General features: G+C 74.3%; 14 protein-coding genes. 4 read left to right on the top strand and 10 right to left on the bottom strand.

What is annotated here, in order from left to right:
- Positions 1–117: 117 nt before the first annotated feature.
- Positions 118–1,002 (top strand): glucose-1-phosphate thymidylyltransferase RfbA, encoded by an 885-nt coding sequence (gene rfbA, locus ACH414_RS02680; protein WP_398940635.1) that lies wholly within the window; start codon positions 118–120, stop codon positions 1,000–1,002.
- A 60-nt stretch (positions 1,003–1,062) separates the two neighbouring features.
- On the opposite strand, the gene ACH414_RS02675 is transcribed toward rfbA, so the two are convergent.
- Entirely contained in the window at positions 1,063–1,776 is a 714-nt protein-coding gene (locus tag ACH414_RS02675; RefSeq protein WP_398940634.1) for a class I SAM-dependent methyltransferase, read from the bottom strand.
- Positions 1,777–1,889: 113 nt separating this feature from the next.
- The gene (locus tag ACH414_RS02670) at positions 1,890–2,669 is read right to left on the bottom strand and encodes a cyclase family protein (protein ID WP_398940633.1); all 780 of its coding nucleotides are present in this window, start codon (positions 2,667–2,669) and stop codon (positions 1,890–1,892) included.
- A gap of 261 nt (positions 2,670–2,930) precedes the next feature.
- On the opposite strand from ACH414_RS02670, the gene ACH414_RS02665 reads away from it, so the two are divergent.
- Complete coding sequence (locus tag ACH414_RS02665; protein WP_398940632.1) at positions 2,931–3,374, top strand: nuclear transport factor 2 family protein; 444 nt, start codon at positions 2,931–2,933, stop codon at positions 3,372–3,374.
- A 66-nt stretch (positions 3,375–3,440) separates the two neighbouring features.
- Here ACH414_RS02665 and ACH414_RS02660 read toward each other — a convergent pair whose 3' ends face one another.
- The 6 genes from ACH414_RS02660 to ACH414_RS02635 are packed head-to-tail and all read right to left on the bottom strand — an operon-like array spanning position 3,441 to position 10,430.
- A complete protein-coding gene (locus ACH414_RS02660) occupies positions 3,441–4,703 on the bottom strand; it encodes a methyltransferase domain-containing protein (protein ID WP_398940631.1) in 1,263 nt (420 codons plus the stop codon).
- Positions 4,703–6,208 carry an NDP-hexose 2,3-dehydratase family protein gene (locus ACH414_RS02655; RefSeq protein WP_398940630.1) on the bottom strand — a complete coding sequence of 502 codons (1,506 nt, stop codon included), beginning with the start codon at positions 6,206–6,208 and terminating at the stop codon, positions 4,703–4,705. Before ACH414_RS02655 ends, ACH414_RS02660 begins: the two co-directional genes overlap by 1 nt.
- Complete coding sequence (locus ACH414_RS02650) at positions 6,205–7,167, bottom strand: NAD-dependent epimerase/dehydratase family protein (RefSeq protein WP_398940629.1); 963 nt, start codon at positions 7,165–7,167, stop codon at positions 6,205–6,207. The genes ACH414_RS02655 and ACH414_RS02650 overlap by 4 nt, the downstream gene beginning before the upstream one ends.
- A complete protein-coding gene (locus ACH414_RS02645) occupies positions 7,164–7,778 on the bottom strand; it encodes a dTDP-4-dehydrorhamnose 3,5-epimerase family protein (protein WP_398940628.1) in 615 nt (204 codons plus the stop codon). The genes ACH414_RS02650 and ACH414_RS02645 overlap by 4 nt, the downstream gene beginning before the upstream one ends.
- Positions 7,779–7,836: 58 nt before the next feature.
- Positions 7,837–9,048 (bottom strand): methyltransferase domain-containing protein, encoded by a 1,212-nt coding sequence (locus ACH414_RS02640; protein WP_398940627.1) that lies wholly within the window; start codon positions 9,046–9,048, stop codon positions 7,837–7,839.
- Between the two features lie 32 nt (positions 9,049–9,080).
- Positions 9,081–10,430, bottom strand: a complete 1,350-nt coding sequence (locus ACH414_RS02635) for a P450-derived glycosyltransferase activator (protein WP_398940626.1) — start codon at positions 10,428–10,430, stop codon at positions 9,081–9,083.
- A gap of 119 nt (positions 10,431–10,549) precedes the next feature.
- Between ACH414_RS02635 and ACH414_RS02630 the strand changes: the two genes are divergently transcribed.
- Together ACH414_RS02630 and ACH414_RS02625 are read left to right on the top strand one after the other, a co-directional pair.
- The gene (locus ACH414_RS02630; protein ID WP_398940625.1) at positions 10,550–11,293 is read left to right on the top strand and encodes an NAD-dependent epimerase/dehydratase family protein; all 744 of its coding nucleotides are present in this window, start codon (positions 10,550–10,552) and stop codon (positions 11,291–11,293) included.
- Between the two features lie 137 nt (positions 11,294–11,430).
- Positions 11,431–12,660, top strand: a complete 1,230-nt coding sequence (locus ACH414_RS02625) for an acyl-CoA dehydrogenase family protein (RefSeq protein WP_398940624.1) — start codon at positions 11,431–11,433, stop codon at positions 12,658–12,660.
- A gap of 62 nt (positions 12,661–12,722) precedes the next feature.
- On the opposite strand, the gene ACH414_RS02620 is transcribed toward ACH414_RS02625, so the two are convergent.
- The gene (locus ACH414_RS02620; protein ID WP_398940623.1) at positions 12,723–13,649 is read right to left on the bottom strand and encodes an aromatase/cyclase; all 927 of its coding nucleotides are present in this window, start codon (positions 13,647–13,649) and stop codon (positions 12,723–12,725) included.
- Between the two features lie 26 nt (positions 13,650–13,675).
- Positions 13,676–15,325: an FAD-binding oxidoreductase gene (locus tag ACH414_RS02615; RefSeq protein ID WP_398940622.1), complete on the bottom strand. Its 1,650-nt coding sequence runs from the start codon at positions 15,323–15,325 to the stop codon at positions 13,676–13,678.
- Positions 15,326–15,552: the final 227 nt, after the last annotated feature.

Here is a 15,552-nt window from a genome sequence, read left to right as displayed (position 1 = left end):
TTCCGCTCGGATGGGGCCAGATTTCAATGGACGCCGCTCGTATCCCGCTCGATTGCACCTCGACTCGGGATATCCGTTCTTGTCGTCGTTGATTTCGCCTGGCTAGCATCCCTGGCCATGAAGGGAATCATTCTGGCCGGAGGCACGGGAAGCCGTCTCCATCCGATCACGCTGGCCGTGTCGAAACAGTTGCTCCCGGTCGGCGACAAGCCGATGGTCTACTACCCCCTGTCGGTGCTGATGCTGGCCGGCATCCAGGACATCCTCCTCATCAGCACCCCTCACGACCTGGCACTGTTCCGCCGCCTGCTCGGTGACGGGAGCCAGCTCGGCCTGCGCATCACGTACGCGGAGCAGCCGAAGCCGAACGGTATCGCGGAGGCCTTCGTCATCGGCGCCGAGCACATCGGGGACGATTCCGTGGCCCTGGTGCTCGGCGACAACATTTTCCATGGGCATTCCTTCTCCGAGCTGCTCAGGAAAGAGCGCGAAAACGTGGACGGATGCCTGCTCTTCGGATACGCGGTGCACGACCCCGAGCGGTACGGGGTGGGCGAGACCGACGGGAACGGAAAACTCGTCTCCATCGAGGAGAAACCCGCCAGGCCCCGCTCGAACCGGGCGATCACCGGACTCTATTTCTATGCCTCCGACGTGGTCGGGATGGCGGCGGGACTGCGCCCCTCGGCCCGCGGCGAGCTCGAGATCACCGATCTGAACCGCGCCTACATGGAGAGCGGCCGGGCCCGGCTGGTGGAGTTCGGGCGCGGTTTCGCCTGGCTGGACACCGGGACCCCCGAGTCGCTGCTCCAGGCCGCCCAGTACGTGCGGACCCTGGAGGAGCGGCAGGGGGTGCGGATCGCGTGTGTCGAGGAGGTGGCCCTGCGGATGGGCTTCATCGGACCGGAGGAGTGCCACCGGCTCGGCGCGCGGCTGGGCAACTCGGAGTACGGACGGTACGTGATGGCCATCGCGGAGGAGTTCGCCGCCGCCTCCGGGTGAGGGGGCAGCTTCCGGAAGGGGGGTGCCGCTTCCGGGTGAGGGGGCCGCCCCCGGGTCCCGTCAGCCGCGGCGGGCCACGAAGAGCCCCCGTGCCGTCCAGTCGGGGCGCAGGTACTCCGCCGGGCAGCCGGCGTCGGCGAACGCCGCCAGGTACTCCTCCTCGGTGAACAGGGTGAGCAGGTCGATCTCGGTGAACTCCCTGATGCCGTCGGCGTCGCCGACGACGAACCGCACCTCCATCCGGGTGGTCCGGCCCCGGCGGGTCGAGTGCGAGACCCGCGCGACCGTGCGCCGCTCGTCGCTCGCCAGGTCCCCGGCCACGTACCCGTCCAGGAACCGCTCGGGGAACCACCAGGGTTCGACGACCAGCACTCCGCCGGGGCGCAGGTGCCGGGCCATGGCCGCGACCGCCGCCCGCATGTCCGGGAGGTCCGGCAGGTAGCCGATGGCGGTGAAGAGGCAGACCACGGAGTCGAAGGTGCGCCCGAGGTCGAAGTCCCGCATGTCGCCCTGGTGCAGGGGCACTTCCGGCGGGAGGCGGTCGGCGGCCCGCTCCAGCATGGCCGGCGAGAGTTCGAGCCCCTCGGCGTGGGCGAAGTGTCCGGCGAGGGTCTCCAGGTGGGCGCCGGTGCCGCAGGCGACGTCCAGGACGGAGTCCGCGCCGGGGAGCCGTTCCCTGATCAGCCGGACGGTCTCGGTCGCCTCCGCGGCCCAGTCCTTGCCACGGGAGCGGTAGACCAGCTCGTAGACGTCCGCGAGCTCGTGACCGAACATCGGCCTCCTTCGGGTCGGGGCCCGGCGGGCGGGCGCCGGTGGGATGGGCGGGCGGGTCCGCGCGGGGGCGGGGCGAGGGCGCGCGGCAGGGGCGGGTGCGGTGGCGCCGGGGCTCACTCGTCGACCAGCGCGACGGCGCGGGTCCAGCCGGCCCCGGCGCCGGCGATCTTCACGGGGAAGCAGGCGACCCGGAAGCCGTACGGCCCGGGCAGCTCCTCCAGGTGGGCGAGCCGCTCGATCTGGCAGTACTCGCGGTCCCGGCCGATCATGTGCGCCGGCCACAGCACCTGGCGGTCCCCGGTGGCCCGGTAGCGCGCGATGATGTCGCCGAACGGGGCGTCCAGGCTGAAGGCGTCCGTGCCGACGACCCGGACCCCGAGGTCGAGCAGCAGGTGCACGGCGGGGCCGTCGAGGCCGGCGAAGTCGGTGAAGTACCGCTGGGTGCCCTGATGGCGCTGAGCCCCCGTGTGCAGCAGGACGATGTCCAGCGGCTCCGGGCGGCGCCCGATCCGGGCGAACTCCTTCTCCAGCCGCTCCGCGCCGATCGTCCCGGTGGGCGCGTCGGTGAGGTCGAGGACCATCCCGGGCCGCAGGAACCAGTCCAGCGGCACGCGGTCGATGTGGCGCGGGATGCCGTCGCCGTATCCGGCCCGCGAGCCGTAGTGGGAGGGAGCGTCGACATGGGTGCCGGTGTGGGTGGTGAGGGTGAGGCGGTCGAGGGAGAGGAACTCCCCGTCGGGCAGGTCGTCCGGGTCGAAGTCGACGCCGAAGTGGGCACGCATCTCCTCGCTCATGTGCAGGGCTCCCTCGCGGGGCGTGAGGACGCGGTGTTCCACCGGGTCGGGTTCCCAGAGCGCAGCGTCCACCGGCGAGGACAGGTCGATGAGCCTCACGTCGCACCTCCGTGGGTCGGGCCCGAGACCGAGGCCCGGATCGGGGTCCGCCGGGGGGCCGAGGTCCGAGGTCGGCTCGGCTCGGCTCGGGTCGGGTCGGGTCGGGTCGGGATCAGGGTCGGGATCCTCCCGGCAGGTTCCGGAGCCACGGTCGAGCCGCACTGGAGGCCGGGGCCGGTCCGGGCACGAGTCCGGCTCCACGCGGCCGCGCGAGCATCCCGGCAGCGGACCCGCGACCGGCGCGGGCCGGGAGGGAGAAACGTGAGCCAGACCGTCAGCCCGGCGAGCACCTCGTACGCGGCGCTCTGTGCCGGAGTCCGGCGCTTCCACGCCCGGCAGATGCAGCTGCTCGACTCCGGCGACGCCGAGGCCTGGGCGGCCACCTTCACCGAGGACGGCCTGTTCGCGCCGCCCTCGCTGCCCGAGCCGGTGCGCGGGCGCGCGGCCCTGGCCGAGGGCGTCCGCACCGCGCACGCGGCGCTCGTCGCCGAGGGCGAGGTCCGCCGGCACCTGCTGACCACCGAGGTGGTGGAGGAGCCGGCCGACGGCGCGGTGCGGGTGCGCTCGTACGTCCAGGTGGTGGCGACCCGGAAGGACGACGAGCCGCGGCTGGTCCTGATGTGCGTGTGCGAGGACGTCCTGGTGTCCGAGGACGGTGAGTGGCGGGTGCGCGAGCGGTACGTGACCCGCGACGACCGGCCCTGAGCACGGCGCGGGGCCCGGCGGACGCCGTGGGACGTCCGCCGGGCCCCGCGCTGCGCGCCCGCCGGCTCAGCGGAAGGAGTCCGCCGAGACGATCGTGGGTTTGGGGAACGGCAGGACGAAGCGCCCGCCCGCCCGCAGGAACTCCTTCTCCTTCCGCAGGATCTCGTCGGCGTAGTTCCAGGCCAGCATCAGGTAGACGTCGGGCGGGTCGGCCCTGGCGTGCTCGGGGCTGCGGACCGGGATGTGCGTGCCGGGCAGCACCTTGTCCTGTTTGAGCCGGGTGGTGTCGGTGCAGTAGGCGACCTCGTCCGGGCCGAGCCCGCAGAGGTTGAGGATCGTGGTGCCCTTGGCGGAGGCCCCGTAACCGGCGACCCGGTTGCCCTCCGCGACCAACGACCTGACCAGGGCGGGGAGTTCCTCGCGGACCGTGTGGACGCCGCGGACGAACTCCTGGTAGCCGGCGTCGGTGCCGAGCTCCGCCCGCTCCTCGGCGGCGATGAGCGCCCCGACGGCGTCGGTGACGGGGCGCACTCCGTGCAGGCCGACGAGGACCAGCAGGGAGCCGCCGTGGACGGGGAGCCGTTCGACGTCGAAGAGGCTCAGTCCGTGGCGGGTGAAGAGGGTGTCCAGGGTGCGCACCAGGAAGTACGACAGGTGCTCGTGGTAGATGGTGTCGAAGGCGTGCTTCTCCAGCAGGTCCACGGCGTACGGGACTTCGACGGCGAAGACGCCGTCGGGGGCGAGGAGGGCGCGCACCCCGGCGAGCACGCCCGCGAGGTCGTCGATGTGGGCGAAGACGTGCCGGCCGAGGATGAGACGGGCGGGTCCGTGGGCGCGGTGGACCGCCTCGGCGGTGGTGGGGGTGAAGAACTCGGGAAGCGTGGGGATCCCGATCCGCTGGGCGAACGCCGTCAGGTTGCGGGCCGGGTCGACGCCGAGCACGCGGGCCCCGTCCCGGGCGAAGACGGCGAGCTGCTGGCCGGTGTTGCTGCCGAGCTCGACCACCAGGTGGCCGGGGGCGAGTCCGGCGCGCTCGCGGCAGAGCTCCGCGACGAACTCCATGTGCCGGGTCATGGTCTCCGAACCGGAGGTGACGTAGCTGTAGGTGCGGTAGAGCACCTCGGGGTCGACGACGTGGGTGACGCTCATCAGCCGGCAGGAGCGGCAGGACACCACGCCCAGCGGGTAGGCCGGCTCGTCCTCGTAGGAGGCGGCCGGTTCCAGGAACGCGTTGGCCAGCGGCACGTCGCCGAAGGCGACCACCTCCTGCCAGTCGGAGTCCCCGCACACCCGGCACCGGGTGACCTGTCGTACGTTCTCGGCGTTCATCACCGCACCTTCCTCTTTGTGGGCGGCGCAGGCTCCTCGGTCACGAGCAGGCTCTGCAGGCAGGCGACCAGGCTGCGGGCCTGGATGTTGAGGTAGTGGCTGTGGCGCAGCAGCTCGACGAGCTGGTGCACGGTCATCCAGCGGTACTCGGGGTCGTCGGGCGGGACGTCCGCCCGGCCGGCCGGTCCGCCGTCGGTGTCGACGACCAGATAGCGGTTGAGCGCGTGGTGGAAGCGTCCGCCCTCCTCGGAGAGGACGGACTCGAAGCGGATCCGTCCGGGGTCCGCGTGCTCCACCTCGTCGAGGAAGCGCGGCCGGGCGCTGCTCGGCAGGAACGCGTAGGAGTCGGGGGTGCACTGGACGGTGGGCGCGAGTTCCACCACGTCCATGTAGCCGGCCTCGGCCCGGGCGTGCATCAGGACGTGCAGCACCCCGTCGAGGGTCCGGGTCAGGAAGGCGACGACGCCGGTGCCGTGGGGCTCGATCATCGGCTGGGACCAGCCGGCGACCTCACGGCCCCGGGCCTCCACACGGACGCCGATGACGTCGAAGAAGGCACCGCTGTCGTGGGAGATGCGGTCGCGGCTGCGGTGCCAGCCGGGGAGTCCGGCGAGCGGGACGCGGTGGGCGCGGACCTCGGTGCGGGTCCGGGCCTCGGTGATCCAGCTGAGCACGGAGCCCAGCGAGTGCCGGGGCTCGGCCGTCGGGTCGCAGGAGCGGAACAGGGCGGCACGGAACGGGTCGGCGGGCGGCCCGAGTTCCCGGGCGAGCTCCGCGTGGGCGAAGGGCAGGCAGGACAGCACGGTCCGGGCGTCCATGTTGACCAGGTCCCGCTCGGCGAGCAGACGGTGCAGCTGGCCCAGGGTGAACCAGCGGAAGCCCTCGTGGACCTCCACCTCGCCGTCGGCCTCGACCACCATGTTCCGGTTGCGCTTGTGGTGGAAGGCGGAGCCCTGTTCGGACTGGCGGACGTCGACGAGCGGGCCCCGGGGGCCGGGGTCCCGGAACAGGTCCAGGTAGGGCACCGGCCGGCCGCCGTGGACGCCGGTGTAGTTGCTGCGGGTGGCCTGCACGGTCGGGGAGATCTGCAGCCCGCCCGCGTTGCCCGGCTCGACCTTGGCCTGCATCAGGCAGTGCAGGACGCCGTCGAACTCCTTGACCAGGATGCCCAGGACGCCGATCTCGGGCTGGTTGATGATGGGCTGGCTCCAGGCGGGCACCGGTCCGCCCGGGATGCGCACGTCGAGGCCCTCCACGGTGAAGAAGCGGCCCGTGTGGTGGTGCAGGTTGCCGGTGCGGGGGTCGGTCTCCCAGCCGTCGAGCCCGTCCAGCGGGACGCGCTCGACCCGGGTGTAGGAGCGTTCGGCGAGCGCCGCGAACCAGTCGTGGAAGTCCTCGCCCGGGGTGTGGACGCCCTCGCGGGCCCGGGCCGAGGCGGCGACGCGCAGGGGCGTGGGGGTGGTGGGGCGCCGCGGGCTCGCGCGGCGCGTGGTGGCTTCGGTCATGCGTGCTCCACTGGGTGGTCCGCGCGGCTGGCGTCCCACATGTCCTTGATCGATGCGGGCAGGTCGACCTCCGGCCGCCAGCCCAGCAGGCGGCCCGCCCGGCCGATGTCGGCCAGGGTCCAGTCGCCGCCCCGGGAGTCGACGGGTGCGGTGCGCAGGCGTACCGCGCCCGGCGGCGGGGCCGCGGCGGCGATGAGCAGGTCGAGCAGGTGGGAGAGGGGTACGGCCTCGCCGCGGCCCACGTTGACGACCTGTCCGGTCACCGGGGCGGCGGCGGCCGCGAGGACGGCCGCGGCCAGGTCGCGTACGTCCAGGAAGTCCCGGCGGGCGTCGGCGACGGTCAGTTCGGCGGGCCGGTCCGGGGTGGCGGCGCGCAGACTGCGGACCGCGGCGCCGAGGAATCCGGCCGCCGACACGTCCGGTCCGCAGAGGTTGACCACGCGGAGCACCACCCCGTCCACGGTGCCCGCGCGGGTGGCCCGCAGGACGGCTTCGGCCCCGGCGAGCTTGGTGCGCGCGTAGACGGATTCGGGGCGCGGGACGAGGGTCTCGTCGGCGGCGGTGCCGGCGGGCAGCGGACCGTACTCGTGGACGGTGCCGAGCTGCACGAGACGGACCGGTTCCGGCAGCCGGGCGCAGGCGTCGAGCACGTTCTCCACGAGGCGGACGTGGGCGCGTTCGTTCTCCGCCGCGCCGGTGACCCAGCCGCCGGCGGCGTTGACCACGGTGCCGACCCCGGCGGCGGCGAGGAGGTCCGCGAGTTCGGCGGCGTCGACGGCGGCGAGGTCGAGCGGGTGGAACCGGCGGCCGGCCGGGTCCGCGGGCGGGCGCCGGGCCAGGCCGAGGACCGGGCGGCCGGCCCGCTCGAAGGCGGCGGTCACCGCACGGCCCACACAGCCCGTCGCGCCGAGGACGGCGACGGCCGGGCGGTGGGCCGGGGGCCGCCTCCCGCCGGTCATCGGACCGGGCCGCCGCACAGTGCCCGTTCGAGCTCCAGACACCGGCGGTAGTCGGGGAGGGTGCCGGACTTCTCGGCCGTCTCCAGGGTGGGCGCGGCCCGGTCGCGCGGGGACATCACCGGGTCGAGGCCCTCGGGCAGCGGCAGGTCGAGCACCGGGTCGTACACCGACAGGGAGAGCTCGTTCTCCGGTACGTACTCGCCGGAGAGCATGTACGACATCACGGTGTCGTCCTCCAGCGCCACGAAGGCGTGGGCCACGCCGACGGGGAAGTAGACGGCGCGGAACTCCTCCTGGTCGAGCAGGACGGTCTCCGAGCGTCCGTAGGTCGGCGAGCCGACCCGGACGTCGATGACGATGTCCAGGGCGCTGCCGCGCGCGCAGTACACGTACTTGGCGATGCCCGGGGGCGTGAGGGTGTAGTGGGCGCCCCGGATCGTGCCGCGCCGGGAGCGGCTGTGGTTGGTCTGGGCCACGGGGAACAGGGGGTGGCCCAGGGCCTCTCGGGCGGCCGTCTCCTGGAAGGGCGAGACGAAGAGCCCTCGTTCGTCGGTGAAGATCCTCGGCCGGAACTCGAACGCGCCGTCCACGGCGAGCTGTCGCGACTCCATGACACCGTCCTCGTCTGCTGGGGGTGGGTGCCGGCATTGCCGGCGGCGTTCTGCGGGGTCAGATGACGCGCACCTCGGGCGCGTAGACGATCCAGCGCCCGCCGGACTCGCGGAACAGCCGCTCCTTGGCCATGATCTCCTCGGCGTGGTTCCAGGCGAACAGCACCGCGTAGTCCGGGTAGGGCTCGGTCAGGGCCTCGGTCGGGCGGACCGGGATGTGCGTGCCGGGGGTGAGCCGTCCGTGCTTGGCGGGCGTCGCGTCGCAGACCCACTCGATCAACTCGGGTCCGATGCCGCAGTAGTTGGTCACGGTGGCGCTCTTGGCGGTGGCGCCGTAGCCGACGACCCGCTTGCCGTCGGCGCGCAGGCCGCGCAGGAGGGCGGTCAGATCGGTGCGGATGCGTTCGATCCCGGCGGCGAAGCCCTCGAAGACCTCGGGCCGCCCCAGCCCCCGGCGCTCCTCCTCGGCGGCCAGCGCGGCGACGGCCCGGCTCGGGGTGCCGCGGCCGGCCCGCCGGAGGGTGTAGCGGAGCTCGCCCCCGTGCACCGGCAGCCGTTCGACGTCGACGACCTCGAAGCCGTAGCGGGCCGCGGCGGTGCGCACCGAGGTGAGGGTGAAGAAGTAGAAGTGCTCGTCGTAGATCTGGTCGAAGGTCGTGCGTTCCAGGATGTCGCCGAGGTAGGGGTCCTCGAAGACGAAGACGCCGTCCTCGGCGAGCAGGGTGTCGAGCCCGCGGAAGACGGAGTCGAGGTAGGGGATGTGGCAGATGGTGTTGGCCGAGTAGACGAGGTCGGCGGGGCCGTCCGCGGCGCGGATCTCGGCCGCCGTCGCCTCCTCGAAGAAGGTGTTGCGGACCCGGACGCCCTGCTGGCGGGCGAGTTCGGCGACGCCGCCGGAGGGCTCGACGCCCAGGTGGCGGATGCCCTCCTTGGCGAGGGCCCGCAGCATCACGCCGTCGTTGCAGCCGATCTCCACGACGAAGGGGTCGGCCCCGCGCAGATGGGTCCGGGAGAGCCGGCCGGCGGTCCGCTCGAAGTGGCGGCGCATGTGGGCGGAGCCGGACGAGTGGTAGGGGTAGGCGGCGTGGAACATGCGGTCCCGGGGGACCTCGTCCAGGAGCTGGGTCATGCCGCAGGACTCGCACAGGCCCACGGCGAGCCGGTAGAAGTACTCCTCGTCGACCCGGTCGGGGTCCACGAAGGCGTCGGAGAGTGGCTGGCGCCCGAAGTCGAAGAACTGACGGACGGGTCCTCCACAGACACGGCACATGGGGGGCCTTCCTCGCGGTCATTGGGTCCGGTTCAGGGGGTCGGGTGGGCACGGCCGGTGTCCCGGCGTGCGGCGGGGAAGCGGAACACGCCCCCGGTGATCGGTGCGCGGAGTCGGCGCAGCACCTCGCCGGTGCGGGCCAGGTCGGGCAGCTCCGCGGCGCAGGCCGCCAGGGCCGCCTCGGCCGCCAGCCGGGCCGCCGGGAGGACGAGGGCGTCGAACCGCCCGGTCTGCGGAAGGAGGGCGGGCGCGGGCCGGCGGACGTCGAACCGGTCCGGGTCGGTGTGGCGGACCGGGTCGCGGTGCGCGGCCGCGGCGAGCACGACGACTTCCTCGCCCCGCGCCACCTTGGTGCCGGCGAGTTCCAGGTCCTGGCCCCCGTAGAGCCGGTGCAGCCGTACGGGCGGGGCGCAGCGCAGGGTCTCCGCGACGCAGGCGGGGGCGAGGCCGGGGTCCTCGCACAGGGCCCGCCACTGGTCGGGGTGGTCCAGGAGGAGGGCGACCGCGTCGGCGGTCAGGGTCGTGGCGAGCTCGACGCCCACCAGGGTCAGCAGGGCGCAGACCGTCAGGACGTCGGCGGGCGCGGTCGGCCCGTCGGGTCCGGGGGCCGCGAGGAGCCGCCCGGCCAGGCCCGGCCCGTGCGGGCGGCCGGTCGGGGGGTCCGCGCGCCTCGCCCCGGCCTCGCGGACCGTCTCGGCGAGCAGCGCGTGGAGCTCCGGGAGCACGGCGCCGTACCGGCGGGCGGTGTCCAGGCGCGGCGGGCAGAGCGTGGCGTCCAGCCCGCCCGCGGCCTCGGCGCACAGCCGGGCGAAGCGCTCGGCGTGCCGTGCGGGCACACCGAGCAGGACGCGCGCGGCCCCCGTGGTGGCGGGCCGGACCAGGTCGTCGACCAGGTCGAAGCGCTCCCCCAGCGCGGCCGCCCGCTCCCGGTAGGCGCGGACGGCCGCCGGGCGCAGACGGCGCAGGGCCGGCTCGCCCAGCACCGGTTCCGCACGGCGGTGGAGCCGCTCGTACTCCGCGCGGTCGAGCGCGGCCGGCAGCTCGGGCAGCGGCAGCGCCTCCCGCAGTGCCGGTACGTCCCAGGGCGCGGGCTCCCCGGCGGGTCCGCCGGGGGCGGGGCCGGGGTCGGGCGGCCGGGGGGTGAGGCGTGGGTCGGCCAGGGCGGCCGCGGCCACCTCGTGATCGGCCGTCACCCACGCCTCGGCGCTGCTCCAGTAGAGGGGACCCCGGTCGCGGACCTGCCGTCCGAGGTCGTTCGGGTCGTCTCCGGCCGCGCGGAGCAGCAGCGCGTACGGATCTCCTTTGGTGCCCAGAATCCATTGGACGCCGCGCAGGGTCAGCAGCACACGCCCCAACTCGCCGTCGGTCATGCTCGCCGTCATGGGCAGGACGCTAGGCAGGCGTGCTCGATCCCCCCTCGACTCCGCTTGGCCGTGCCCGGGGCCGCCGTCGAGCCGGGCACGAGGATGCGGTGGCACCGGCGCCGTAGGGTCACGCGGTCATGGACATCATCGGCAAGGGTTTCATCGCCCGGCATCTGTGGCCGTTGCGCGAGGCGCATCCCGGGGTGACGGTGCTGGCCGCGGGTGTGCCGCGCCAGCACCTGCCGGACGGCGAGCACGAGCGGGAGGCGGCGCTGGTGCGGGAGACGGTCGCCCGTTGCCGCCGGCGCGGCGAACTGCTGGTCTTCCTCTCCACGGCCAGCATGTACGGCGGTCCCGGCTGCCGGGGGCGCGAGGACGACCCGCTCGTGCCGAGCACCCGCTACGGCCGGCACAAGTTCGCCCTGGAGCAGGTCGTGCGGGACTCGGGCGTGGCTCATCTGGTGCTGCGCCTCGGCTATGTCCTGGGGCCGCACGGGCCGGACTTCCGGCTGGTCCCGGCGCTGGTGTCACAACTGCGCGAGGGGCGGGTCCGGGTGCACCCGGGGGCCCGGCGCGACCTGCTGCACGTGGCGGACTTCGTCGGGCTCGTGGACGGACTGCTCGCCTCCGGGGTGCGCGACGAGACGGTGAACGTGGCCTCCGGCGACTGCGTGGAGGTGCGGGAGCTCGTCGCGCACCTCAAGCGGCGGCTGGGTCTCAAGGCCGAGGAGGTGGTGGTGGGCGGGGGCGACAGCGCCTTCTCCCACTGCCCCTCGGTGGCGAAGCTGCGGCGCCTGGTGCCTCAGGCGGCCGGGGCGCGGTTCGGGCCGGGCTATCACCGGCGGGCCCTGGACCGCTATCTGCGGGAGACGGCCGGCTGAGCCGGCCGGTGCCGGGCCGCGGCCGAGGGGCGGCGGCTCTCGAACGGGCGTCGACGCGCGGTGGGCGCCGTCACAGCCGCCCCGGTCCGAACCGGGGGGCAGGGAAGGGGAGTCGAGTGAAGGAAGCGGGGAGCACGATGACGACGCACGACGGGACCCTGGCGGTCGCGCCCGATCTGCGCGAGCCGAGGACCTCCTCCGGCGGGGCGCTGCTCGATCTGCTGGCCGGGCACCTGCCGGCGGTGCGGGCCGGGGCCGGGCGGGCCGACCGGGCGGGCGTCTTCCCGGCGGAGGTGTTCGCGGGGCTGCGCGCGCAGGGGGTGCTCGGGGCCACCGTGCCCGTGGAGCTGGGCGGCCTGGGGGTCGGTTCGCTGCACGACGTCTGCCTGGCCCTGACGACGGTGGCGGAGGCGGACGCGTCCACGGCGCTCGCGCTGCACATGCAGCTCAGCCGGGGGCTGACCTTCGCCCACGAGTGGCGGCACGGGGACGGTCCGGCGCGGGCGCTCGCCGAGCGGCTGCTGCGGGGCATGGGCGCGGGCGAGGCGGTGGTGTGCACGACGGTCAAGGACGCGGGCGGCGGCAAGGTGGTCACCCGGCTGCGGCCGGCGCCGGACGGCGGCTGGCTGCTGTCGGGCCGCAAGACCCTGGCGAGCATGGCGCCGATCGCCACCGACTTCGTGGTCTCGGCGCGGGTGGAGGTGGCCGGAGTGGAGCGCTCGGCGGCCGCCGTGCTGCCGCGGACGGCCCCCGGGCTGACGGTCCTCGACAACTGGGACGGGCTCGGCATGCGGGCCTCGGGCAGCGTGGACGTCCTGCTGGAGGACTGTCCGGTCCGGGCCGGGGACGTGTTCCTGCGGGGGCCGGTCGGGGAGCCGTCGGACGCGGCCCTGGCGGGCCAGACGGTCAGTTCGATCACCATGCTCGGGATCTACGTGGGGGTGGCGCAGGCCGCCCGGGACCACGTGGTGGCGGAGCTGGCCCGGCGGGGCGGGCTGCCGGCGGCGGGCGCCGCGACGCGCACGCTGCTCGCCGAGATCGAGGCCCGGCTGTACGCGCTGCGCACCACGGTGGCCGGCACCCTGACGGTCGCGGACCACCTGGCGTACGCCTTCGACGCCGATCCGGCGGAGCGCGGCCGGCGCATGATGTTCGACTTCCAGCGCGCCAAGCTGATGGTGAACCGGCTGGCGCCGGAGATCGTCTCCGACTGCCTTTCGGTGATCGGCGGAGCCTCCTACTCCGGCACCCATCCGCTGGCGCGGCACTACCGGGACGTCCGGGCGGGGGCGTTCATGCACCCGTTCACCTACCCCGACGCGGTGGACTGGCTGTCCGGGGCGGTGCTGGACGGCGCGAAGGGCTGACAGCCGGAGAGGGGGAGGACCGGATCACCGGTCCTCCCCCTCTCCGTGCGCCCGTCGGCCCGTTACCGCCGGGCGTGGGCGACCGCGTGTGCCATGGTGGCGGTGCTGTTGCGGCCCAGGGCGCCGCGGACGAAGGCGCGGGCGTCGGCGACGGTGGCGTCCGGTCCGAGGACGTCCGGGACGGCCTTCTCGTCGAGGACCACGGTGTGCGCGGAGGTGATCCGGCCCTCGTCGAACAGCCACACCCCGGTGTGGGCGGTCATCAGGGCGGGGGTGACGAGCTGTTTGTAGACGATCCGCTCGTGCGGGAAGCAGATCCGCACGGAGCTGGTGGCGTGCGAGGAGCCGTCCGCCGTCCTGGTCTCCATCTCCAGGGTCTGGACGCCGGGGGTCTCCTCGGCGAGTGCGGCGCGGGCCACGTGGGGCAGCCGCTCGGGCCAGCGGCCGGCCTCGTCCACGAAGGCGTAGGCGGCCTTGGCGTCTCCGGTGAACTCCATCGTGTCCCGGAAGGTCAGGACGAGCTCGGCGCGGTTCTCGGCCTGTTCGGCCGCGGTGCGCAGGGCGGCCAGCTCGGCGGCGCTGTTCCGGTCGACCGCGCGCAGGATCCACTCCGTCTTCTCCGGGTCGTCGTCCACGGCCCGGAAGTCGTGCAGCAGCCGGACCCGGCTCTCGGTGCCGGAGAGCGGCTCGACGATCCACTCCCCGCCCATCGCGGCCACCGGCGGCTGGGAGACCTCCTGGCGGAAACGGACGCTGAGCCGCTCGCGGTCGAGCAGCCGGCGTGAGGTCCAGCTCTTGACCTGCCCGTTGGCGGTGGCCCAGATCCGGATGCGCTCCTGCGTCTCGCCGCGCTCGACGTGTTCGACGTGCACGGTGGGCGGGAAGGTCTCCGGCCAGCGGCCGACGTCGGCGATCAGGCCGAAGACGCGCCGCGCCGCGGCGGCCACCGTGATCGCGTGTTCGGTGTGGTGGGTCACGGGAAGTGCCATGGTCCTCCGTCCGGCTCCACTGCGGGTCAGTGGGTCCCCAGCGTCGGTCCCGGCTCTGGACGGCGGCTGGAGAACCGCTCGGGCGGCCGGACGGACAGGGCGTGGCGGAACAGGTCCAGCGGGTCCCAGCGTTCCTTGGCCCGTTGCAGCCGCCGGTGGTTGCCCCGGTGGTAGAGCGTGCTCCAGGGCACGCCCGAGGTGTTCCAGCGCGGGTCGGCGAGGTCGGTGTCCGGGTAGTTGAGGTACGCGCCGCCGTTGGCGTCGCCGGGTACGGGGACGCCGCCGGTGTCGGCGTGCAGCTCGCGGTAGAGCTCGCGGACCCAGGCCAGTTGGCCCCCGGTCTGCCGCTCCTCGCCCCACAGGGCCTCGTGGACGACGCTGAACAGGCAGTCGCGGTGGGGCATGGCGGTGGCGTCAGGGCGGACGGTGTTGATCCGGCCGCCGAGGAAGGTGAGGTAGACGCCCGCGGTGGCGAACTCCTCCCCGCCCCGGTTCAGATGCGTGTGCAGGACGCCGGCCTGCCGGTCCGTCCAGGGGGTGCGCAGCAGCGTCGACTTGGACTTGAACCGGGCCCCGCCGGGCCACTGCACGCCGCCCAGCACCGACTTGAGCCAGGGCGTGGTGGCGCCGGTCACCGTGTACGGGGCGGCGACGGCGCCGGCGAGTTCGGCGACGAAGGCGTCGAGGAGCTCTTCCGCGCGCGGCCGGGAGGCGTCGAGGGCGGCGTCCACGGTGATCCGCCCGCTCGCCCGGTGGCCGAGGGTGAGTCCGCTGGAGAGCTCCGCGTACGGGGAGTCGAGCCCGGCGTGCCGCCGGTGCCAGTCGCCGTGGACGCGCAGCAGTCTGACGAAGGCCTCCCGGTCCAGGTCCTGCCACTGCCAGCCGAGGGAGACGGACCGCACGGCGGCGGGCGGCCGGGGCAGCAGCCCGCCGGGGGCGCCCGAGGCGCCCGGCGAGCGGAAGAGGTAGCGGGTGACGATGCCGAAGGTTCCTCCTCCGCCACCGGTGTGGGCCCACCACAACTCCCGCTCGGCTCCGGTCGAGTCGCGGGTGGCCTCGACGATCCGGGCCCGGCCCGACCGGTCCACGACGACGACCTCGACGCCGTACAGGTGGTCGACGACCAGCCCGTACCGGCGGGAGAGGGCCCCGTAGCCGCCGCCGGCGACGTGCCCGCCGACCCCGACCGTGGGGCAGCCGCCGCCGGGCAGGGTCACGCCCCATCCCAGATAGAGCGTCCGGTAGACCCGCCCGAGCGTGGCTCCGGACTCGACGGCGAAGAGCTCCCGGTCCGGGTCGTGGGAGACGGCCGTCATCTCGGAGACGTCGACGAGCACCCGCACGGCGGGGTCGTCCACGAAGCCCTCGAAGCAGTGGCCGCCGCTGCGCACGGCGATCCGCTTGCGGTCGCGGGCGGCCGCGTCCACGGCGCTGACCACCTGCTCCGCCGAGCCGACCAGGTGCACCACGTCGGGGGTGCCGGCGAAGCGGCCGTTGTGCCCGCGGGTGGTGAGCTCGACATAGCGGGGGTCGGCCGGCCCGATCACCACCGGGCCGAGGGGCGGCGGACCGCCGGCGTCGCGCGCGGCGGCCTCCGCCGGCGGGGCGCCGAGCAGGGCGGCGCCCCCGGAAGCCGCCGAGAGCTCCATCAGCCGTCTGCGCGTGAGTCGTGCCAAGGGGATGCACCGCCCTTCCCGTGCGGCCGTCGGCCGCTCGCCCGTGGGCGGCCAGCGTGGGCGCCGCCGCTGGCACGCCGGTGGAGGGGCGCTGGACGGCACCGGTCGCCACCGGACGGGGGCGGGGCGGGGCGGGCGCGAAGGGGTTCGTGACGGGCGGTTCGAAGGGATGCGCGGAACCGTCAGCAAGGCTGACAAAGACGTTATTGACGCTTCTAAGCTCTCAG

This window comes from Streptomyces sp. NPDC020422 (assembly GCF_044386705.1).
Lineage (GTDB): Bacteria > Actinomycetota > Actinomycetes > Streptomycetales > Streptomycetaceae > Streptomyces.
The sequence above is the reverse complement of the archived record's forward strand: the minus strand, read 5'-3'. Positions and strand labels throughout refer to the sequence as shown.